This is a genomic window from Streptacidiphilus sp. PB12-B1b (genome assembly GCF_014084125.1).
Classification (GTDB): Bacteria; Actinomycetota; Actinomycetes; order Streptomycetales; family Streptomycetaceae; genus Streptacidiphilus.
This window is the reverse complement of sequence record NZ_CP048405.1, coordinates 7,627,160-7,639,859: the sequence shown is the minus strand read 5'-3', so window position 1 is coordinate 7,639,859 and position 12,700 is coordinate 7,627,160. Positions and strand designations below refer to the sequence as shown.

13 protein-coding genes and 2 pseudogenes are annotated in these 12,700 nt (G+C 73.2%); 12 read left to right on the top strand and 3 right to left on the bottom strand.

What is annotated here, in order from left to right; genetic code table 11:
• The first annotated feature begins 99 nt into the window (after positions 1 to 99).
• The 5 genes from rpsF (at position 100) to GXW83_RS33460 (ending at position 3,375) form a co-directional block, all read left to right on the top strand.
• Positions 100 to 390 carry a 30S ribosomal protein S6 gene (gene rpsF / locus GXW83_RS33480; protein WP_123498332.1) on the top strand — a complete coding sequence of 97 codons (291 nt, stop codon included), beginning with the start codon at positions 100 to 102 and terminating at the stop codon, positions 388 to 390.
• Between the two features lie 113 nt (positions 391 to 503).
• Positions 504 to 1,103: a single-stranded DNA-binding protein gene (locus GXW83_RS33475; RefSeq protein WP_182446863.1), complete on the top strand. Its 600-nt coding sequence runs from the start codon at positions 504 to 506 to the stop codon at positions 1,101 to 1,103.
• A gap of 139 nt (positions 1,104 to 1,242) precedes the next feature.
• Positions 1,243 to 1,479 carry a 30S ribosomal protein S18 gene (gene rpsR / locus GXW83_RS33470; RefSeq protein WP_034089348.1) on the top strand — a complete coding sequence of 79 codons (237 nt, stop codon included), beginning with the start codon at positions 1,243 to 1,245 and terminating at the stop codon, positions 1,477 to 1,479.
• 19 nt (positions 1,480 to 1,498) lie between these two features.
• Positions 1,499 to 1,945: a 50S ribosomal protein L9 gene (gene rplI, locus GXW83_RS33465; protein ID WP_182446860.1), complete on the top strand. Its 447-nt coding sequence runs from the start codon at positions 1,499 to 1,501 to the stop codon at positions 1,943 to 1,945.
• Between the two features lie 215 nt (positions 1,946 to 2,160).
• On the top strand, positions 2,161 to 3,375 hold the full coding sequence (locus GXW83_RS33460; protein WP_182446858.1) for a GNAT family N-acetyltransferase: 1,215 nt from the start codon (positions 2,161 to 2,163) through the stop codon (positions 3,373 to 3,375).
• A gap of 93 nt (positions 3,376 to 3,468) precedes the next feature.
• On the opposite strand, the gene GXW83_RS33455 is transcribed toward GXW83_RS33460, so the two are convergent.
• Complete coding sequence (locus tag GXW83_RS33455) at positions 3,469 to 4,800, bottom strand: MATE family efflux transporter (RefSeq protein ID WP_182446856.1); 1,332 nt, start codon at positions 4,798 to 4,800, stop codon at positions 3,469 to 3,471.
• 489 nt (positions 4,801 to 5,289) lie between these two features.
• Here GXW83_RS33455 and dnaB point away from each other — a divergent pair, with 489 nt between their 5' ends.
• Positions 5,290 to 6,873, top strand: coding sequence for a replicative DNA helicase (gene dnaB, locus GXW83_RS33450; RefSeq protein WP_182446855.1), 1,584 nt, complete (start codon positions 5,290 to 5,292; stop codon positions 6,871 to 6,873).
• Between the two features lie 59 nt (positions 6,874 to 6,932).
• Here the strand turns inward: dnaB and GXW83_RS33445 are convergent, their stop codons facing one another.
• On the bottom strand, positions 6,933 to 7,514 hold the full coding sequence (locus tag GXW83_RS33445) for a TetR/AcrR family transcriptional regulator (RefSeq protein WP_182446853.1): 582 nt from the start codon (positions 7,512 to 7,514) through the stop codon (positions 6,933 to 6,935).
• Positions 7,515 to 7,641: 127 nt separating this feature from the next.
• Here GXW83_RS33445 and GXW83_RS33440 point away from each other — a divergent pair, with 127 nt between their 5' ends.
• From GXW83_RS33440 to GXW83_RS33435, 3 genes and pseudogenes are all read left to right on the top strand, one after another.
• Positions 7,642 to 8,595 carry an NADP-dependent oxidoreductase gene (locus GXW83_RS33440; RefSeq protein WP_182447727.1) on the top strand — a complete coding sequence of 318 codons (954 nt, stop codon included), beginning with the start codon at positions 7,642 to 7,644 and terminating at the stop codon, positions 8,593 to 8,595.
• A gap of 20 nt (positions 8,596 to 8,615) precedes the next feature.
• Positions 8,616 to 8,912: pseudogene (locus GXW83_RS34705) on the top strand (TetR/AcrR family transcriptional regulator); the annotation flags it as partial.
• Positions 8,911 to 9,279 (top strand): annotated as a pseudogene (locus GXW83_RS33435) (alpha/beta hydrolase); the annotation flags it as partial. The pseudogenes GXW83_RS34705 and GXW83_RS33435, both read left to right, overlap by 2 nt.
• 21 nt (positions 9,280 to 9,300) lie before the next feature.
• On the opposite strand, the gene GXW83_RS33430 reads toward GXW83_RS33435, so the two are convergent.
• On the bottom strand, positions 9,301 to 9,945 hold the full coding sequence (locus tag GXW83_RS33430; protein WP_182446851.1) for a TetR/AcrR family transcriptional regulator C-terminal domain-containing protein: 645 nt from the start codon (positions 9,943 to 9,945) through the stop codon (positions 9,301 to 9,303).
• 49 nt (positions 9,946 to 9,994) lie between these two features.
• On the opposite strand from GXW83_RS33430, the gene GXW83_RS33425 reads away from it, so the two are divergent.
• The 3 genes from GXW83_RS33425 (at position 9,995) to GXW83_RS33415 (ending at position 12,653) form a co-directional block, all read left to right on the top strand.
• Complete coding sequence (locus GXW83_RS33425; protein ID WP_182446849.1) at positions 9,995 to 11,509, top strand: FAD-dependent monooxygenase; 1,515 nt, start codon at positions 9,995 to 9,997, stop codon at positions 11,507 to 11,509.
• A gap of 111 nt (positions 11,510 to 11,620) precedes the next feature.
• Positions 11,621 to 12,061, top strand: coding sequence for a GatB/YqeY domain-containing protein (locus tag GXW83_RS33420; RefSeq protein ID WP_182446847.1), 441 nt, complete (start codon positions 11,621 to 11,623; stop codon positions 12,059 to 12,061).
• Positions 12,062 to 12,107: 46 nt separating this feature from the next.
• On the top strand, positions 12,108 to 12,653 hold the full coding sequence (locus GXW83_RS33415) for a YbaK/EbsC family protein (RefSeq protein WP_182446845.1): 546 nt from the start codon (positions 12,108 to 12,110) through the stop codon (positions 12,651 to 12,653).
• Positions 12,654 to 12,700: the final 47 nt, after the last annotated feature.

Sequence of the window (12,700 nt, the reverse complement as noted above, 5' to 3'; positions counted from 1 at the left end):
CTCGTTTGTCAGTGCCGACCACTACTGTTGCGACGCGTCTCAAAACCCTCCTGCCACGGAAAGACCGTGGCCGCTGAGTCCAGAGGAGGTGGGTTCCACATGCGTCATTACGAGGTCATGGTGATCCTCGACCCTGAGGTCGAGGAGCGCGCTGTCTCCCCCCTGATCGAGAACTTCCTCAATGTCGTCCGCACCGGCGGCGGCAACGTGGAGAAGGTCGACACCTGGGGTCGTCGTCGCCTGTCGTACGAGATCAACAAGAAGTCCGAGGGCATCTACTCGGTGATCGACCTCAAGGCCGAGCCTGCGGTCGTCAAGGAGCTCGACCGGCAGCTCAACCTGAGCGAGCAGGTCCTGCGCACCAAGGTGCTCCGCCCGGACACCCACTGAGGCACCCAAGTGCGTCACCGTGCGTGACGTACTGCACTGCCCGGCCGTCCGTACGGCCGGTGCGGTGAGCACTGCAGAACGGAACCGCTCCCACCGAGAGGTCGATCACCACCATGGCAGGCGAGACCGTCATCACCCTTGTCGGCAACCTTGTCGACGACCCCGAGCTGCGTTTCACGCCGTCGGGTGCGGCCGTCGCGAAGTTCCGCATCGCGTCCACTCCTCGTACGTTCGACCGCCAGACCAACGAGTGGAAGGACGGCGAGAGCCTCTTCCTCACGTGCAACGTCTGGCGTCAGCCGGCGGAGAACTGCGCTGAGACGCTGCAGCGCGGTATGCGCGTCATCGTCCAGGGCCGTCTGCGCCAGCGCACGTACGACACCAAAGAGGGCGAGAAGCGGACCGTCTACGAGGTCGAGGTCGACGAGGTCGGCCCGTCGCTGCGCTCCGCGACTGCGAAGGTCACCAAGGCCCAGCGGTCCGGCGGCCAGGGCGGACCGGGTGGCGGCTTCGGCGGCGGCGGTGGCGGCGGCTACGGCGGTGGCGGCCAGCAGGGCGGCGGCGGTGGCGGCTGGGGTGGAAACTCCGGCGGCGGCCAGTCCGGGCCGTCCGACGACCCCTGGGCGTCCAGCGCCCCGGCGGGCGGCGGGCAGCAGGGCGGCGGCTGGGGTGCCCCGGCCGGCGGCGGATTCTCCGACGAGCCCCCGTTCTAGTCCTTCCGGACCGCCCTTTCCGGGCGCAGCAGTGTGCTGGGCCGAGCCCTCACGGGTGAGGCCCGCTCAGACTTGATCCCGTGCGACCCGCCCGCCCCCTCGGGGACGGTCGGATCGTGAACACCAGTTGGAGTACATGATGGCGAAGCCGCCTGTACGCAAGCCTAAGAAGAAGGTTTGCGTCTTCTGCAAGGACAAGATCTCCTACGTCGACTACAAGGACACGAACTTGCTCCGCAAGTTCATCTCCGACCGTGGGAAGATCCGCGCCCGCCGGGTCACCGGCAACTGCACCCAGCACCAGCGCGACGTGGCCACGGCTGTGAAGAACAGCCGCGAGGTCGCTCTGCTGCCCTACACCTCGACCGCTCGCTGAATAGGAGGGTGACCGAACAATGAAGATCATCCTCACGAACGAGGTCTCGGGCCTCGGGACCGCCGGCGACATCGTCGAGGTCAAGGACGGTTACGCCCGCAACTACCTGGTTCCGCGTGGCTTCGCCATCCGCTGGACCAAGGGCGGCCAGAAGGACGTGGACGCGATCCGTCGCGCCCGCAAGATCCACGAGATCCAGACCCTGGAGCAGGCCAACGAGGTCAAGGGCAAGCTCGAGGGCCTGACCGTGAAGCTCGCCGTGCGCGCGGGCGACGCGGGCCGTCTCTTCGGCTCCGTGACCCCGGGCGACGTCGTCGACGCCATCAAGGCCGTCGACGGCCCGCTGGTCGACAAGCGCCGGGTCGAGATCGGCTCGCCGATCAAGACCACGGGTGCCCACACGGTCACCGTCAAGCTGCTCTCCGACGTGGTCGCCAAGATCAACGTCAACGTTGTCGCTGCCTGACGTCGTGCACACCCGGCGCTGACGTGCCGGGCGGGAAGGCCGGTCCCCTCGGGGGCCGGCCTTCCGGCGTACTCAGCGGCGCCGGTCCGCGCTGAGTAGCACGCTGAGTATCCGAGCGCATTCGCCGGGTCGCCGGTGCGTGCACGATGGGATCGTACTCGCTAGTAACTTGCTGGGGCCGTACCGGCCCCGGAGCCCCAGAGCGGAGCCCTGCGATGACGATCCGGGTCACCGAGGTGACCACCCCGGCCGAGCTGCGGGAGTTCTGCGACCTCCCGCTCCGGCTGCACCCCTCCGACCTCTACGTCCCCGTCCCCGAGCGGCGCATCCGCGCCTGGTACGCCGGGACCGGACCGCTGCGCCGCTACGGCCCGGTCCACCTCTACCTGGCCCGTGACGAGACCGGGTGCCCGGTCGGCCGGACCTGCCTGCACCGCAGTAGTGCCCTGGACGCGCGGGTCGGGCGCAGCGTCCAGCTGTTCGGCCTGACCGAGTTCGCCGACCGGCGGCCGCTGGGTGACGACCCGGCCAAGGAACTGTTCGACCTCGCCGAGCAGGCGGGCACCATGAGCGGCTGCGATCTCATGATCGGACCGGTCGAGCAGTGCCCCGACGAGTCCCCCGGCGTCCTCACCTCGGGCTTCGACCGGCGCGGGTTCAGCGGCGGCGGCTGGAGCCCGCCCTACTACGCCGCCGCGTACGAGCGGCACGGCTTCACCCGGCGCTGGCCCGGCCGGACCTGGATCTGCGAGGGCCTGGACGATCCCGGGCGGCTGCCGCCGGAGAAGGCGTTCCCCTTCGACGACCGGCGGCTCGCGGACGAGCGGCTGACCGTGCACCGGGGTCGGGGCCGGGCGCTGCGGCGGGTGCTGCCGCAGCTCAGAGCCGTCCTGAACGCGTCCTGGGCGGAGGTGGAGGCGCGCACCGGGGTCTCGGCGGCGGACTTCGCCGAGGAGTTCGCCGCGTGGGCCGGGGAGCTGGGCGGCGGACTGGACGACCGGCTGCTGCTGTGGCTGTCGCGGGAGGGCCGGCCGGTGGCGTTCGTGCTGGCCGTCCCGGACCTGTCCTGGCGTGGCGCGCGCGACCGCCCGGCCCGGCGCGCACTGGCCCGGCTCGCGCCGGGCGGCCTGCGGGCTGGCGGGCTGCGGACGGGCGGCCTGCGGTTCGGCGGCCTGCGGGCGTCGGCCGCGCCGGAGCGCAGTCGGGGGCAGGCCGTGCTGGTGGCGATGGCGACGCTGCCGCAGTGGCAGGGCCGCGGCTACCTGACGCTGCTGGCCCGCGAGCTGTACCGCAACCTGGGGGCGGCCGGGTACCGGGTGCTGCGCGGGCACCGCGTCCCGGAGGGGGACGCGGCGGCGGAGGCCGCGTACCGGGGGATGGGCGGGCGCCCGCTCCACGGCACCGCCTTCTACCAGCGCGGACTGCGGTGACTGGGGGTGCCGGGGCGGTGCCGGGGCCCGGCGTCCGGAAGCTGTTCGGCGTCCGGTGGCTGTTCGGTACCCAGGCGCTGTCCGGCATCCGGGTCAGGCGCGGACCGCGCCGGTGACCAGCCAGGCGCCGGTCCGGGCGCGGACGCACAGGAACAGCAGCCGGACGACCATGCACAGGTCGATGGCGATCCACAGCGCGACCAGGCTGCCGCTGCCCAGCACCAGCGCGACCGGCGCGTACACGGCCAGGGTGGCCAGCATCGCCCAGGCCAGGTAGGGGCCGTCGCCCGCGCCCATCAGCACGCCGTCCAGCACGAACACCACCCCGCAGACCGGCTCGCTGAGGGCGGCGGCCAGCAGCACCGGGCCGAGCTGGTGCCGGACCGCCGGGTCGGCGGTGAACAGCGGCAGGTAGAGCGGCCGGGTGAGCAGCAGCAGCGCGCCCAGCACGACGCCCCCGCCGGCGCCCCACTCCACCATCCTCCTGGTCGCGGCCCGGGCCCCGGCGGCGTCCCCCGCGCCGAGGCAGCGGCCGATGATGGCCTGTCCGGCGATGGCGATGGCGTCCAGGGCGAAGGCCAGGAAGCTCCACAGCGACATGGCGACCTGGTGGGCGGCGATCGAGGCGTCGCCGAGCCGGGCGGCGACGGCGGTGGCGATCAGCAGCACCGCCCGCAGGCTGAGGGTGCGCACCAGCAGCGGCGCTCCGGCGGTGGCGCAGGCCCGGATACCGGCCAGGTCGGGCCGCAGGCCGGCGCCGGTGCGGCGGGCGCCGCGCAGGACCACGACGAGGTAGGCGGCGGCCATGCCCCACTGCGAGACGACCGTGCCGATGGCGGAGCCGGCGATGCCCAGGCCCGCGCCGTAGACCAGGGCCAGGTTGAGCAGCAGGTTGACCGAGAACCCGGCGACCGCGACGACCAGCGGGGTGCGGGTGTCCTGGAGCCCGCGCAGGACGCCGGTGGCGGCCAAGACGCCGAGCATCGCAGGGATGCCCAGGGCGCTGATCCGCAGGTAGGTGACGGCATAGGGCGCGGCGGTGGCGGAGGCGCCGAAGAGGTGGCAGAGCGCCGGGGCCAGCGGTATCGAGGCGGCCACGATCGGCACGGAGAGGATCAGGGCCAGCCAGATGCCGTCGATGCCCTGCTGGACGGCGGCCCGGCGGTCGCCCGCGCCGACCCGCCGCGCGACGGCCGCGGTGGTGGCGTAGGCGAGGAAGACGAAGACGTTGACCAGGGTGGTGAGCAGGGCGGCGGAGATGCCGAGCCCGGCCAGTTGGGCGGTGCCGAGGTGGCCGACGATCGCGGAGTCGCCCATCAGGAACAGCGGTTCGGCGATGAGCGCGCCGAAGGCGGGGACGGTGAGGGCCAGGATCTCCCGGTCGTGTCTGCGGCGTCCGGTGGCGCTGGGTGTGGGAGATCGCATGGTCCTACCGTAGTCATCCACATGTAAGGGACGCAAGCCCCATAAGACCGTTACCGAAGGGTGCGGCCGGTAGTCGTTCGCGCACCCCTTGTCGGGATCGCTGCGGCGTTCGTGAAGTTTTTCTCCTGCACAGCGGGTGGACGAAGAAACCACAGGCCAGAGCGTTGCCGGAGGGATCTTCGCGGGGTTGTCCACAAGTTGTCCCCCGCGTCGTGCACAGCTTCGGGGCAGTTCTCCACAGCCGGGGCTCCGTCATCCACATGGCCTGTGGATAACCGTCTTGGAGTATGGGCTGTTCCCCCCTTAGCGTGGGCGCTCTGCCGACGCGCCACACCCGCGCGCTGGAGCCCGTTGTGTCAGAGCGGTGCCGTATAGAAGAGGTGACGCGCCGGTCCGCTCCGGGTCGGCGCGGGCAACGACCAGCAGGGCTCGGCACGGGAGGCGCGCGATGAGCGAGGTACGCGGGACAACCCCCGGCGGGAGCCTACGATGACCGACCTCCCCTACGACGTCCACGACGACGTCCCGCCGCCCGACGACGAGTGGCCGCCCCCGCCGGAGCCCGGCGGCGGCCCCGGCGACCGGCTGCCCTTCAAGCGCATCGGCGGCACCCCCGCCGACCGGGCCTCCTACTCGGCCGGCTCCGGGCGCGCCAACGGCCAGGGCGGCGGCCGGAGCGACCGCGGCGACGACCGCGACAACCGGGGCGAGGGCCGCGGCGGCTACGACGGCGGCTCGGCTGCGGCCGCGTACGAGCGCGTCCCCCCGCAGGACCTCGCCGCCGAGCAGTCCGTCCTCGGCGGCATGCTGCTGTCCAAGGACGCCATCGCCGACGTGGTCGAGGTCATCAAGCCCAACGACTACTACCGCCCGGCCCACGAGCTGATCCACGGCGCCATCCTCGACCTGTACGCGCGCGGCGAGCCGGCCGACCCGATCACCGTCGCCAGCGAGCTGGTCAAGCGCGGCGAGATCACCCGCGTCGGCGGCCCCTCCTACCTGCACACCCTCGTCAACTCCGTGCCGACGGCCGCCAACGCCGAGTACTACGCAGAGATCGTCCACGAGCGCGCGGTGCTGCGCCGCCTGGTCGAGGCGGGCACCCGGATCGCGCAGATGGGCTACGCCGCCGAGGGCGACGTGGACGAGATCGTCAACGCCGCGCAGGCCGAGATCTACGCCGTCACCGAGGCCCGGACCAACGAGGACTACGCCCCGCTCGGCGACATCATGGAGGGCGCGCTCGACGAGATCGAGTCGATCGGCTCCCGCTCCGGCCAGATGACCGGCGTCCCCACCGGCTTCGCCGACCTCGACGCGCTCACCAACGGGCTGCACCCCGGCCAGATGATCGTCGTCGCGGCCCGTCCCGCCATGGGCAAGTCCACGCTGGCGCTGGACTTCGCCCGCTCCTGCTCGGTCAAGCACAAGATCCCGAGCGTCTTCTTCTCCCTGGAGATGGGGCGCAACGAGATCGCCATGCGCCTGCTCTCGGCCGAGGCCAGGGTGGCGCTGCACCACATGCGCTCCGGCAACATGACCGACGAGGACTGGACCAGGCTCGCCCGGCGCATGCCCGAGCTGAACGACTCCCCGCTCTACATCGACGACTCCCCCAACCTGTCGATGATGGAGATCCGGGCCAAGTGCCGCCGCCTGAAGCAGCGCAACGACCTGCGCCTGGTCGTCATCGACTACCTCCAGCTGATGCAGGCGGGCGGCTCGCGCCGCCCCGAGAGCCGCCAGCAGGAGGTCTCCGAGATGTCCCGGAACCTGAAGCTGCTGGCGAAGGAGCTGGAGCTCCCGGTCATCGCGCTCTCCCAGCTGAACCGAGGCCCGGAACAGCGCACCGACAAGCGGCCGATGGTCTCCGACCTCCGCGAGTCCGGGTCGATCGAGCAGGACGCCGACATGGTCATCCTGCTGCACCGCGAGGACGCCTACGAGAAGGAGTCCCCCCGCGCCGGCGAGGCCGACCTCATCGTCGCCAAGCACCGCAACGGCCCCACCGCCACCATCACCGTCGCCTTCCAGGGCCACTACTCCCGCTTCGTGGACATGGCCCAGAGCTGACCCCGGCGCGGGGGCGGCTGCCGAGGTCAGGGTCTTCGCTGAAGGCCGGCGGGGGGACTTCAGCGTGGCCGGAGGCCGTCCATGAGGAGGTCGAGCAGGCGCTGGGCCTGGGCGGGGTCTCCGGACCTGGCGGCGACGGCGAGCATGGCGAGGACGCCGGCGGAGACGTCTTCTGCGCGAGCGTCGGCGCGGATGTCCCCGGCGGTGGCGCCGGCATCGAGGATCGTGGTGATGGCCGACAGGAGTTCCTGACGGGTGTGCGCGAGGGAGATCTCGCCGGAGTCGATCATGGCGAGCAGGGTGTCGGTCATGCCGTGCTTGGTGGCCAGCCAGTCCCCGAACAGGTCCATCCACAGGCGCAGCGCCTGCGCGGGCGGATGGCCGGCGAGCAACTCCCGTGCCCCGGACGTCAGTCGGACGACCTGGTCCTGGTAGACGGCGTCGACGAGCGCTTCCCGGGTCGGGAAGTGGCGGTAGACGGTGGCGACGCCGACGCCCGCCTGCCGGGCGATCGCGCGCATCGACGGCTCGGTGCTGGAGGTGGCGAAGGCGCGGGTGGCCGCTGCGAGCACGGTCTCGCGGTTGCGCGCGGCGTCGGCGCGCAGCTTCTGGGAGGCAGCCGGGGACGGGTCAGTGGTCATGTCTTAAACGGATCGCGTTCCATGTGAGTCGGTCATCGGGTTAGTCTAGGCCCGAGTCAAACGGAACGCGTTCCGATTAACCCCTGGAGGAGACCTCATGGCCGAAACCGCTTCCGCGCCGGGCACCATGCGCACGGTGCGCTTCCACCGGAACGGCGAGCCCGCCGACGTCCTGCGCCTGGAGACCGCTCCCGTGCCCGCGCCGGGAGCCGGCCGCATCCGCGTCGCCGTGCACGCGTGCGGACTGGCCCCGGCCGACTGGGCGCTGTGCCGCGGCCTCTTCCCCGGGGCCCTGCCGCGCGGCATCGGCTGCGACGTCTCGGGCATCGTCGAGGCCGTCGGCGCGGGCGTCACGGACGTGGCCGTCGGTGACCGCGTGTTCGGCACCGCCGACTTCGCCGGTCAGCCGAGCGCCGGGGCGGCGGACCGCGCCGTGCTGGACCACTGGTTCGCCGTGCCCGAGGGGCTGGACCTCACCCGGGCCGCCGCGCTCCCCATGGCGCTGAGCACCGCATCCTGGCACCTCGCGCGACTCGGTCTGACCGAGGACAGCACGATCCTGATCAACGGAGCCGGAACCACCGTCGGCTACGCGGCCGTGCAGATCGCCCTCGTCCGCGGAGCGCGGGTGATAGCCACCGCCGGAGAGACATACGCCGAGCAGTTGCGCGAGCTCGGAGCCACGGTGGTCGGCTACGGCGACGGCCTGGCCGAGCGGGTCAGGGCTCTCGGCGTCGGCCAGGTCGACCTCGCCTTCGACACCGCGCCGCCCGGCGGGGCCCTGCCCGAACTCGTCGAGATCGTCGGCGGTGCTCCCAAGCGGGTGCTGACCTGCTCCGACATGGCCGCGGCGGCGGGGCTCGGGGCCCGCGACACCTTCCACGAAGACCCCGCGACACGGACCGACGAGGAGCGCTTCGGCGTCTTCCCCGAGTTCGCACGGCTTGCCGCCGAAGGCAGGTTCACCGTGCCGGTCGCCGGAACCTTCCCCCTGGCGGAGTGGCGCAAGGCCCTGGAGATCAGCCTGACCCGGCACGCCCGCGGAAAGCTCCTGCTGCTGCCCGCCGACGGCGCCGAGTAACCGGAGAGACCGCCCGGGGCGTGACGGTCGAGGGCGCCGCGTTGGCGGACGAGGTCGGGCTCGAACAGGTGACCGTGTCGCAGGTGGCGCGGCGGCTCGGCGTGAAGGACGCGAGCCTCTGCACGCACGTCCGCAGCCTGGACGACCTGCGCGGACGGATCGCGCTGCTGGCGGCGGACGAGAAGACCCTGCGCATCGCGGAGGCGACCGCCGGGCGGGCCGGCAAGGAGGCGCTGGTTGCCTTCGCCAACGCCTGGCGGGAGTACGCCCACCAGCACCCGGGCCGCTACATGGCGACGCAGACCCCGATGCAGATCGGTGTTCGCCGCGGGCCTGACGAAGGACGGCGACACCGCGGCGCCGAAGGCCGAGGTCGGGCTCCCGCCGCAGGCGGCGGCGCGGGCCGAGCAGACGATGGCCGACCTGCCGTACTTCGTCGGACGCATCGTGCCCGCTTTCCTGTCCTGCACCCCGGACGTCCAGCGGCTGGGGGCACTGTCGGACCGGCTCGTCCTCGCCTGCGGCCAGGACTCCCGCGGCGAGCTGCCCTACCGCCCGGCCGCCTTCCTGGCCGAGCGCCTGGGCACGGAACCCCAGCACTTCCCCGGCGGTCACACCGGCCTGACCACCCACCCCGCCGAGTTCGCCGAACGCCTGCGCAGGGCCCTCGTGGCCTCGGCCTGAAGAACCGCAGCCCACCGGGTGTCAGGGGGTGGGGCGGAGGGATTGCAGGATGAGGGAGATGCCGAAGGCGAAGCGCTGGTCGAAGGAGACGTCCTCCAGGTGGGCGGCGACGCGGCTGAGGGAGGGGTAGCCGCCGGGGGCGAGGGCCGGGGCCAGGGTGTGGTCGGCGGTGTCCTGGAGTGCCTGCTGCTCCTGGGTCAGGCCGAGGGTGAGGTAGAGCACCGACCAGAAGGCCCAGGCGGCGTCGCGGTCGCTCAGGCCGCCGTGAAGCAGTGACTCGATCATGGCGTCCGCGAAGCGGAGGGTGGCCGGTTCGGCGGCGTAGGTGCCGGCGACGATCGCGGCCCCGTCGCGGTGGGCCAGCAGGGTGCTGCGGTAGCGGCGCGCCAACTCCCCGACGCGTTCCCGCCAGTCGTCCGGGAGGCCGTCCAGCGACACCCCGGCGACGATCGCGTCGGCCATGAGTTCCAGCAGCCGGGCCTTGGTCTTGGCGTGCCAGAGCACGGTGTTCATCCGGACGCCGAGCCGGTCCGCGGTGCCGCGCACCGAGACCGCCTCCGCGCCCTTCTCCTGCAACAGGTCGAGGGCTGCCCTGACCACGGTGTCGGGGTCCAGCCGGACCCGGGCCGGTGCTTCGGCGGATTCCTGGGCTTGCTTCTTGGTCACTGACCTAGTCTACTGGGTTGCGCAATTGGTCACCGACCAAGGAGAAGTCATGGAGCAGATCATCGTCGCCGGAGCCGGTCCCGTGGGGCTCTGGCTGGCCGCAGAGCTGCGGCTGTACGGCGTGCCGGTCACCGTCCTGGAGGCCCGGACCGAGCGCGACCCGCACTCGAAGGCGCTCACCGTCCACCCGCGTACGCTGGAGGTGCTGGCCTTCCGCGGCCTCGCCGAGCGCTTCCTGGCCGAGGGGATGCGCATACCGAGCGGCCACTTCGCCGCGCTGGCCGAGCGGATGGACTTCGGCGTCCTGGACACGCCCTTCCCGTTCACGCTCTCGCTGCCGCAGGCCCGCACCGAGGAGCTGCTGGAGGAGCACGCCCGGTCGGTCGGTGTCGAGGTGCTGCGCGGGCACCGGGTGACCGGCCTCGCCCAGGACGACGACGCCGTCACCGTGGACGTCGACGGGCCGGACGGCGTCCACCGCCTGCGCGCCGCCTACCTGGTCGGCTGCGACGGCACCCGCAGCGCCGTGCGCGGCGCGGCCGGGATCGACTTCCCCGGCACCGGCGCCACCGTCTGGGCCTGGCTCGGCGACGTGGTCCTGGACCAGCCGCCCGCCAGGCCGTCGGTCTCCGGGCCGAAGGGCGCGCTGATGGTCTTCCCCCTGCCCGGCGGGCTGCACCGGCTGGTCGGCAACGACGTGGACAGCCTGCACGCCGAGCGCCCCGGCCCGCTGGGCTTCGAGGAGCTGCGCGCCAACGTCCGGAAGATCGCCGGAACCGACTTCGGCATGCGCGACCCGCGCTGGCTCTCCCGCTTCGGCAACGCCACCCGCCAGGCCGAGCGCTACCGCGATCGCCGGGTGCTGCTCGCGGGCGACGCCGCCCACATGCACTTCCCCTCCGGCGGACCCGGCCTGAACGTCGGCATCCAGGACGCCACCAACCTTGGCTGGAAGCTGGCCGCGACCCTGGCCGGCGCCGCGCCGGACGGGCTGCTCGACAGCTACCACGGCGAGCGCCACCCGGTCGGCGCCGACCTGCTGCTCAGCACCCGCGCCCAGACCGGCCTGATGACCACCTACTCGCCCGAGGGCCAGGCGCTGCGGACCCTGCTCGGCCACCTGATCGCCACGGTGGGCGACTTCTCCAAGGAGCTGGCCGAGCGCGCCTCCGGCCTGGCGGTCGGCTACCCGGCCGGGCCGGACGCGCACCCGCTGACCGGCCACCGCGTCCCCGATCTGGCCTTCGGCGGCGCCCGGGACGATGCCGGACAGCAGCAGACCACGCTGTTCGCGCTGCTCCGGGACGGCCGCTACCTGCTGCTGGACCTGACCGGCACCGGCCGTGCGGCCGCCGGCGTCGAGCGGCCGGCCCGGGAGGTCCGCCCGGGGCTGGCCGTCCACAGCGTGCGGCTGACCGAGGGGCACGGACGGCCGGGCTGGTCCGAGGCGCGCGCCGTGCTCGTCCGCCCCGACGGGCATGTCGCCTGGGCGAGCGCCGAGCGCGACGACGACGCGCTGGCCGCCGCCGCCCGCGCGGCCGTGGCCGCCACCTGGCGCGGCTGACCGCCCTGCGGGGGCGGGTGACCGCCCTGCGGGTGCGGTTGATGGCCCTGCGGGCAGGCGGGCCGAAAAGGGGATCGACGGGCGGGGCGGGGCCCAGATAGCGTTTCCGGCATGTCTGATGTGACTGGCTCTGCTGACACCGGCGCCGCCCCGGTGCCCGGCCCGGTGCTGCTGCGGCAGCGGTTGCGGGAGGCGCTCACGGGCGCGATGAAGGCCCGCGACCGCGCCGCCGTGTCGGCGCTGCGCTCGGCCCTGGGCGCGATCGGGAACGCCGAGGCGGTCGAGCGTCCGGACTCCGTCGACGAGCGGCTGGCCATCGAGCAGATCCCGACGGGCCTCGGCGCGGCCGAGGCCGAGCGGCGGGAGCTGACGGAGCCCCAGGTGGCCGGGATCGTCCGGGCCGAGGTGGCCGAACGTCAGGCCGCCGCGCTCGACTACGAGCGGGCCGGACGCCCGGACCGGGCCGCGCTGCTGCGGGCCGAGGCCGCGGTGCTGACGGTGCAGCTGGACGCGCACGACGCCGGGCGGCCGACCGCCGCCACGCCCGGCTGACGTCCCCCGCCCCCGCGGCCGGGCGCGGCTGCGGTTGGATGGGGGGATGGAGACGACGCCTGCTGTGCACCCCGCCCTGTCCCGGCCGGAGCTGCTGGCCGCACCGGTCGCCGCCGCGCTCGCGCGCTGGAGCGACGCGGCCGCCGCCGAGGTGGAGGCGGCCGAGATCGATCCCGACCTGGCCGACACCGCCGTGTTCTGCGAACGCTACGGGGTCGCCATGGCCGACTCCGCCAACTGCGTGATCATCGCCGCCCGGCGCGGCGCCATCACCACCTATGCGGCCTGCATGGTCACTGCCACCACCCGCGCGGACGTCAACGGCCTGGCCCGGCGGCACTTGGACGCCCGCAAGGCGTCCTTCGCACCGGTGGACGCGGTGCTGGCGGCGACCGGCATGGAGTACGGCGGGATCACCCCGATCGGCCTGCCGGAGGGCTGGCCGGTGCTGGTGGACGCGGCGGTCGCCGCGCACCCCCGGGTGATCGTCGGCTCCGGCATCCGGGGCTCCAAGCTCTGGCTCCCGGGCCGACTGCTGGCCGGGCTCCCGGGCGCACGCGTGCTGGACGGGCTCGGCATCCCGCTCGGCTGAGGGCGGCGGCGAAGGGCGCGGCGGCGTCGGAGGGGTGGCGTCGCGGC

Bases quoted from the DNA above. Each gene is read 5' to 3' on its own strand.
- GXW83_RS33420 (WP_182446847.1), top strand. From the start codon at position 11,621: ATGTCTGATGTGACTGGCTCTGCTGACACCGGCGCCGCCCCGGTGCCC.
- rpsF (WP_123498332.1), top strand. From the start codon at position 100: ATGCGTCATTACGAGGTCATGGTGATCCTCGACCCTGAGGTCGAGGAG.
- dnaB (WP_182446855.1), top strand. From the start codon at position 5,290: ATGACCGACCTCCCCTACGACGTCCACGACGACGTCCCGCCGCCCGAC.
- GXW83_RS33445 (WP_182446853.1), bottom strand. From the start codon at position 7,514: ATGACCACTGACCCGTCCCCGGCTGCCTCCCAGAAGCTGCGCGCCGAC.
- GXW83_RS33415 (WP_182446845.1), top strand. From the start codon at position 12,108: ATGGAGACGACGCCTGCTGTGCACCCCGCCCTGTCCCGGCCGGAGCTG.
- GXW83_RS33425 (WP_182446849.1), top strand. From the start codon at position 9,995: ATGGAGCAGATCATCGTCGCCGGAGCCGGTCCCGTGGGGCTCTGGCTG.
- rpsR (WP_034089348.1), top strand. From the start codon at position 1,243: ATGGCGAAGCCGCCTGTACGCAAGCCTAAGAAGAAGGTTTGCGTCTTC.
- rplI (WP_182446860.1), top strand. From the start codon at position 1,499: ATGAAGATCATCCTCACGAACGAGGTCTCGGGCCTCGGGACCGCCGGC.
- GXW83_RS33455 (WP_182446856.1), bottom strand. From the start codon at position 4,800: ATGCGATCTCCCACACCCAGCGCCACCGGACGCCGCAGACACGACCGG.
- GXW83_RS33475 (WP_182446863.1), top strand. From the start codon at position 504: ATGGCAGGCGAGACCGTCATCACCCTTGTCGGCAACCTTGTCGACGAC.
- GXW83_RS33460 (WP_182446858.1), top strand. From the start codon at position 2,161: ATGACGATCCGGGTCACCGAGGTGACCACCCCGGCCGAGCTGCGGGAG.
- GXW83_RS33440 (WP_182447727.1), top strand. From the start codon at position 7,642: ATGCGCACGGTGCGCTTCCACCGGAACGGCGAGCCCGCCGACGTCCTG.